The 6,610-nt window shown below is 38.2% G+C and carries 7 protein-coding genes; 4 read left to right on the top strand and 3 right to left on the bottom strand.

The window, feature by feature from the left end; all coding sequences use genetic code 11:
* Positions 1–220 precede the first annotated feature (220 nt).
* A complete protein-coding gene (locus KI343_RS18490) occupies positions 221–529 on the top strand; it encodes a hypothetical protein (RefSeq protein ID WP_212927894.1) in 309 nt (102 codons plus the stop codon).
* Between the two features lie 58 nt (positions 530–587).
* Here the strand turns inward: KI343_RS18490 and KI343_RS18485 are convergent, their stop codons facing one another.
* From KI343_RS18485 to KI343_RS18475, 3 genes are all read right to left on the bottom strand, one after another.
* A complete protein-coding gene (locus tag KI343_RS18485; RefSeq protein WP_212927897.1) occupies positions 588–1,133 on the bottom strand; it encodes a GNAT family N-acetyltransferase in 546 nt (181 codons plus the stop codon).
* 303 nt (positions 1,134–1,436) lie between these two features.
* Complete coding sequence (locus tag KI343_RS18480; protein WP_212927893.1) at positions 1,437–2,402, bottom strand: bile acid:sodium symporter family protein; 966 nt, start codon at positions 2,400–2,402, stop codon at positions 1,437–1,439.
* A gap of 425 nt (positions 2,403–2,827) precedes the next feature.
* A complete protein-coding gene (locus tag KI343_RS18475) occupies positions 2,828–3,712 on the bottom strand; it encodes a C40 family peptidase (RefSeq protein WP_212927892.1) in 885 nt (294 codons plus the stop codon).
* 571 nt (positions 3,713–4,283) lie between these two features.
* On the opposite strand from KI343_RS18475, the gene KI343_RS18470 reads away from it, so the two are divergent.
* The 3 genes from KI343_RS18470 to KI343_RS18460 are packed head-to-tail and all read left to right on the top strand — an operon-like array spanning position 4,284 to position 6,609.
* Positions 4,284–4,793: a hypothetical protein gene (locus KI343_RS18470; RefSeq protein ID WP_212927891.1), complete on the top strand. Its 510-nt coding sequence runs from the start codon at positions 4,284–4,286 to the stop codon at positions 4,791–4,793.
* 11 nt (positions 4,794–4,804) lie between these two features.
* Positions 4,805–5,833: a TFIIB-type zinc ribbon-containing protein gene (locus KI343_RS18465; protein WP_212927890.1), complete on the top strand. Its 1,029-nt coding sequence runs from the start codon at positions 4,805–4,807 to the stop codon at positions 5,831–5,833.
* On the top strand, positions 5,830–6,609 hold the full coding sequence (locus tag KI343_RS18460; RefSeq protein ID WP_212927889.1) for a TPM domain-containing protein: 780 nt from the start codon (positions 5,830–5,832) through the stop codon (positions 6,607–6,609). The genes KI343_RS18465 and KI343_RS18460 overlap by 4 nt, the downstream gene beginning before the upstream one ends.
* Position 6,610 lies beyond the last annotated feature (1 nt).

Here is a 6,610-nt window from a genome sequence, read left to right as displayed (position 1 = left end):
ACGGGGAGTAGGTAAGAAACGAGCTAATTTTCAGACACCTTCCCCGGGTACCCGGGGAAGGTGTCTGAAAATACATCCCAATAGAGAGGATACCCTATTAATTTACACAAACTTATTGACAGTACCAGAAAGAGCGTTTATTGTTAAAACGAAAAAGCTTTTATAAATATCTACATACTGAAAAAATATTTAAAGGTTTACTGAATTTGGGGGGCTGTTTTTGGCTAATGTATTTTCTGTCTTAAGTGTTGTTTTGTTAGTGTGTACTCTTGTGAAAAACAGAAAAGAGCTTAAAGAAAAGTATCTAAAGCTTCATTATGCTCAAATAATAGGTGTTATTATTTCGTTTCTAATAACGCTTGCGATTGCAACCATACTTATATATTATGTGGGAAACTGGCTTGTCAGCTTTATTTCGTTTACTTTCCTCCGCTACGCCGCATTTTTTGTAATTATAGCTGTGGTACTCTTTTTTTGTTCAAGTGCGCTTAATAGGGTATTAACGAAGATAACCAAAGGTATCTTATAAGATTACTGATGTCCAAAAAGTGAAAAGACAGGCCCATTTAAAAGACCTGTCTTATAGATTAAGAGTAACCGTGCTGATTCTCCCATTCCTCACGCAGTAACCCCATACGGATTGAATCGTAATATTCTCCATTATAATACCTGACCTTCCGGATTCGCGCTTCCATTTGCATACCCAGCTTTTCGGCAACTCGAATCATACGCTGATTACCAGACCACGTCGTTAAACCGACACGGACCAGTGGTAATTGGTTAAAAAGATGGTTTATCCATAATTTTAAAGCACGGGTACCGACACCTTTCCCCCATGAGTCTGCTTCATGTAATACGATGCCAATTTCAAGCCATTGTGAAGGCTGGTGTTCCCAATAGTAAGAAACCGTTCCTTGAACATTTCCTTCGACTTCAATGGTCCAGTAATTTTCACTGTTTATCCAATGTTCTTGCTCAGATAAAAAAGCGTTATATGATTTTGTTTTGTGTGGAAAGTATGGAGCATCCCATTTTTTCCATTCTGGGTGCTCTTCTTTGTAAATTAGCTCCCATAGGCGAGGGAGATCTTTTTTCTCGATTGGCCGAATGATTAAATCTTTATCCTTATACATCAAATTAATGTAACTCCTTTTCACTTCATTTTATCTGTACTTTTCATAATAAAATGATTGAAAAGGAAAAAATGCTCTACTTTTCAATCACCCATATAATCTGTTTCATTCTAATCAGCTCCTTTGCTTGAATTATTCTTATTATAACAAAAATCAGATAGAATAATAGGGAAAATAAACCTAGAAAACAAGCGCAATTGCTCACGCTTGTTTTCTATAATGAAAGTATGAACTTTTCTTCTTTTCGGCTTTGATAAGATAAATAGACAGATGCGTATTATCTTTCGTGATATACGGGGTTAATTAAGCTGCTTCTCTCTTACTTAATTTCTCCTTTTTCGCTGGTATTCTTGCCCAGATTGATGCAAGAATAGAGCCGCTGATGACATGCATAACTACTGCAATGGCACCAGGCAATGCGGTCAGTGGCTGTGCTGCAAAATGAGTGCTTGCTAAGGTTGTGCCTAATCCTGCATTTTGAATGCCGATCTCAATGGATATCGCCCTTCTTGTTTCTTCATTGAGACGCAGCAGTGTGGCAACTAAAAAACCAAGAAGCAGCCCGGACCAGTTGTGCAAGAGGACGGTGACAAAAATGAGCAGCCCTGAAGATGCGATATTTTCTGTATTTCCTGAAACTACTGCTGCTACTACACCAGAAATAGCTATAACTGAAATTAGCGGCAGTATTTCTACACTTTTCTCAACCGGTGATGGGAAGAACTTTTGAACAATAAATCCTAAAATGATAGGAACAATAATAACTTGAATAATGGAAATAAACATTGCAATAGGATCTACAGGAATCCATTGTCCAGCCAACAGGTATAAAAGCGTTGGTGTCATAATTGGTGCCAACATAGTAGATACAGATGTCATTGTAACCGATAATGCTACATTTCCTTTCGCAAGATATACCATCACATTCGATGCAGTGCCACCAGGAACAGATCCTACTAAGATAATTCCAGCTGCTAAAGCTGGCGGTAAATTTAAAAGCTTTGCAATTCCAAATGCAAGTAACGGCATAATGGTAAATTGTAAAATAACACCGATAATAACCGGTACGGGTTTTGTTAATACCAGCTTAAAATCGCTTGGCGTCATGGTAAGTCCCATTCCAAACATGACGATTCCAAGCAATATGGGCATATAATTATTTAACCAACTGAAACCGCCGGGCAAAAAGAACGCTGTCACAGCGACTAAAATAGTTATGAATGCAAAATACTTGTTCGAAAACTGACTGATGTTAATTAATGATTTCATCTCCTATGATGCTCCCTTACTCTTATGTAATAGATTAGGATTCCGTAGGTTTATTTTGATTCTCGCTTTATTGCTATATTTAGATAGCAAGTAAACTTTCAATTTGGGTAAATGGAATGGAGCGCAAAGATTTTGTAAATTGTCAAAGGTATAATATTTAACTAATCCGAAAATTTAATCTATGTAGAATCTACCTTTATCCCTTTTTCCGGAAATCCTTCTAATAAATTGTTGATAAGTATATCGCAAAAAATTTAAAAAGTCTATATGAAATTATCTTATTTTAAAAATTTACGGTATAAGTTTCTCGTTTTGTTTTAGATCTTCCGCCGTCATCAGGGGCAATAAGTAAAAGATATTTCAACCTTGAAATTTATAATGGCACATAAAAAACAAGCGCAATGGCTCGCGCTTGTTTTCTATAATTATTGTATAAAGGATTTAGCTCCGATATAGTGGTTTTGCCAATAATCAATACTCATATCAGCGACAACAACACCCTCATCACCAGCATGAATCATTTGATTGTTTCCAATGTAGATTCCGCTATGGGATGCTCCTTCTACATCATATGTCCCTTCAAAGAAGACAACATCTCCTATGCTTGGAGAATCTACATGAACGCCATCATTTACCCACATTTCACGGTGTGTACGGGAAATATCCACGCCTACTTGATTAAATACATAATTGATAAAACCGCTGCTGTCTAATCCAGAAGCCGTTGTTCCGCCCCATTGATAAGGAACGCCGAGCACACTTTCAGCAGCTGCTACTACATTTGCGGCAGTGGCTGATGGTACCGTTTCAGCTTCATTACTGCTGGAATCATTCGTGTTGTCGGTTTCTTCAATAATAATGTTTCCTTCCTCTGCTGGTTCTTCAGCTGTTTCATTGGAAGCAGCTGGCAGTGCAAGTGCATTGGAAGTATTTGTTCCAACGATGCCATCTACTTGAAGTTGGTGATCCGCCTGAAAATCTCTCACAGCCTGTTCTGTAATATCTCCAAAAATACCATCTATATTATAAGAATAGTAGCCTTGTGCTTGAAGAGTGCTTTGTAAGTCTTCTACATGTGAGCCAATATCACCTTGTTGGATGAGAGACGTGTTAATGGTTGCAGCAGGTGCTTCCTCTGTAGCTTGCCCCTCATGAATAGCAGGAAGGTTACTTTCTTCGTAGGTGATATCTCCAGCAGAAGATCCTGCACTTGCAAACACACTAGAGCCTACCATTGGAGTTAGTGCTAGCGTTGTTGCAAACGCAGTTGAAATAACATATTTTTTCGCATTCAAATTTAGTGGTGCCATAAGAATTCCTCCTTGAAATTTGCTATGATTTTGTTGAAAAACAGAAATCTATGTAGTTGATTTCGTTCCATCATGGTGCCATCGTCCGTAAATCTCCCTTCACGATAAAAAGGGGAATTAATTTGATGGAAGTAAGAGACAACGGACGTGATCACCCTTGATTCAGCCCAGCAATACTTTAGCTTGGCTTTTATTGTTTCACTACGTACAAGGTAACACAGAGATATCACAAGAAGGTGACCAGGCTTTTAAAGAACGATAACAAATTATTAAAATATATTACATGGCAAGACACGTTTCGACATTGGATATATCAACGTTTTGTGAGGATTTTCGCTATTTTTTTATTTCATTTTCATGTCGGAAAGCTATTAATATGGCAATCTTGTAAAAGAAAGTGCCTGCGATTGTATTAGAATTGTAAAAAGAGAATAAGGTATTATGAAAGATAATTAGATTGATTACGAACGTTATGCCCCGGAAAATAGTTTGAGGATAACAAGACAACTGAAACCTTTTAAAAGGATGAAACGTACAATTACTAAAGCACGGAAGAAAGGGATGATTCTGAATGGGTTTTTTTAAAGGCTTTCATTCATCTGAACGAGATGCAAAGAAAACCAAGCTGAACTTACAAAAAAGTAAAAAAGAAATGGAAAGAGTCATGCGGGAAATGCGTGCTAAAATAGATACCATTCAACTAAATATCACACGCACAAATGAAGAGATTTTAAAACAGCAGGAACTGGCAGATAAGTTTACCAGATATGAAGAAAGAACAGAGCAATCGAATGAAAAAAGACGTTTTCAAGTACAAAAAGAGGCAGCATTGCAAGAGGTTGAAAAACTGCAACAGCAAAAATATGATTTAGAAGCTTCCATGGTTCCTTATCAAAAAAGCTATGACCGGATGAGTCACACATTTAAAGAAACCTTTGACCGTCTTGATGCATTACAGAGAGAGGCTGCGTCGAAGGGGAAAGAATCAGATGTAATCAAATATATAACAGCAGAAGAGGAGAAAGTCGAATTTGAGCTTGCGGAGGCAGAGGCATTGCTTGAATTACGATCAGAAAAATGAGGTGAAGAGGAATGTTAGTTCATTATAAATGCCCAAATTGCGGTGCCGATATGCGATTTGACAGCACTTCTGGTCATTTAGCTTGTGAGAGCTGTGGCCATGAGGAGCATATAGATACGTATGACGACGTAAACATCACACGGTCTTTTGAAGAAGATGAAGCGAAGGAATACCAATGTGAAAACTGTGGAGCTGTTGTTCTGACGGATGGAGATACAACAGCGACATCTTGCAGTTTTTGTGGTGCCGGGGTGGTTCTCGCTGACAGGTTATCGGGTGATTTAGCACCTGCAAAAGTTATTCCATTTACAATAAGTAAAGAGGAAGCAATGCAGGCGTTTAAAAAATGGTGTAAAAATGGGAGATTAACGCCAAAAGGCTTTATGACAGCTGACCGTGTCAAAAATATTACTGGCATGTATGTCCCGTTCTGGATGTATGATTTAGATAATGACGTAGAGGTGAAGGCAACAGGAACCAAAGTACGTACGTATCGACGCGGAGACTATCGTTATACGGAAACGAAATATTATCGCGTGCGCCGGGATATTGATATCAGTTATTTAAAAGTTCCTGTGGATGCATCTGAAAAAATGAATGATGCGTTGATGGATAAATTAGAGCCTTATGATTATAACAAGCTAGAGAATTTTAAAACACCTTATTTAGCAGGGTACTTAGCAGAAAAATATAATTACACGGATGATGAATTATTTGACAGGGTAAAAGCAAAAATTAGAGGATTTGTAGAAACTTATATCGCTTCTACAGTTCGCGGATACGATTCTGTTAGCTATGAACAGAAAAATGTTCGCACGAAGAAAGCAAACAGTTATTATGTTCTATTACCTGTTTGGATGGTTTATTATGATTTTGACAAACAGGAACACACCTTTGCGATGAATGGGCAAACGGGAAAAATTGTCGGCAAACCGCCACTCAGCTATTCGAAGGCAGCACTTTGGTTTTCCGGTATTGCCGGCGGATCGTTTGTTGTACTAAAAACAATCGCTATTATGCTGGGCGGTGATATTTTATGAGAAAGCATCTGATTACATTCAGTGTCCTTATCCTTTTATCTTTATGCATTCTTCCTTCTGCTTTTGCAGAGAAGCAGTATATCTATGATGATGCGAATATATTTACTGATAATGAGCGCGCTGACTTAGAGCAAAAAGCAGCAGCATACAGTGAAGAAAATGAGATTGATATACTTATCTTAACTAAGGATGAGTCGGATGGAAGAGACATCGGTGATTATATCGATGATTTCTATGATGAACAGGGACCAGGTTATGATAAAACCCATGGCGATACCGTTATTATGGGACTTGATTTTTCAGGTGGAGCCGGTGATAGGGATGTTGATATTGGTGGATTTTATAAAGGGGAAAAGTATGTAGATAACGATCGTGCTCAGCAACTCGCCAACGACTTAGTTCCTGATTTATCCGCTGATAATTTTTACGATGCCAGTTTGCTATATTTTGAGAAAGTTGATCGGTATATGGATGTAAATCCGATTGTCAGTCCGGATAGTATTTTTCTTCAAACATGGTTTCATTTGCTGGCGGCTGTTATAATTGGAGTAATTATTGTGGGTTCCATGATTTTTAATATGGGCGGACGTGTAACAGTCAATGCGAATACGTATCTTGATGCAAATAATTCACGGGTCAAAAGCAAATCGGATAGATATTTACGCAAATCCGTTACGAAAACAAAAATTCAAAAGAATTCTGGTGGAGGCAGCGGAGGCGGCACAAGAATTACCGGCGGCGGACACTCTCGCTCTTCCGGACGTGCAAAGTTCTAAT

It is taken from the genome of Oceanobacillus sp. J11TS1, assembly GCF_018333215.1.
Taxonomy (GTDB): domain Bacteria; phylum Bacillota; class Bacilli; order Bacillales; family Amphibacillaceae; genus Oceanobacillus.
This window is presented reverse-complemented; position numbering and strand designations above follow the sequence as displayed.

Coding starts and splice junctions, on each gene's coding strand:
- KI343_RS18485 (WP_212927897.1), bottom strand. CDS start 1,133: ATGTATAAGGATAAAGATTTAATCATTCGGCCAATCGAGAAAAAAGAT.
- KI343_RS18480 (WP_212927893.1), bottom strand. CDS start 2,402: ATGAAATCATTAATTAACATCAGTCAGTTTTCGAACAAGTATTTTGCA.
- KI343_RS18475 (WP_212927892.1), bottom strand. CDS start 3,712: ATGGCACCACTAAATTTGAATGCGAAAAAATATGTTATTTCAACTGCG.
- KI343_RS18470 (WP_212927891.1), top strand. CDS start 4,284: ATGGGTTTTTTTAAAGGCTTTCATTCATCTGAACGAGATGCAAAGAAA.
- KI343_RS18465 (WP_212927890.1), top strand. CDS start 4,805: ATGTTAGTTCATTATAAATGCCCAAATTGCGGTGCCGATATGCGATTT.
- KI343_RS18460 (WP_212927889.1), top strand. CDS start 5,830: ATGAGAAAGCATCTGATTACATTCAGTGTCCTTATCCTTTTATCTTTA.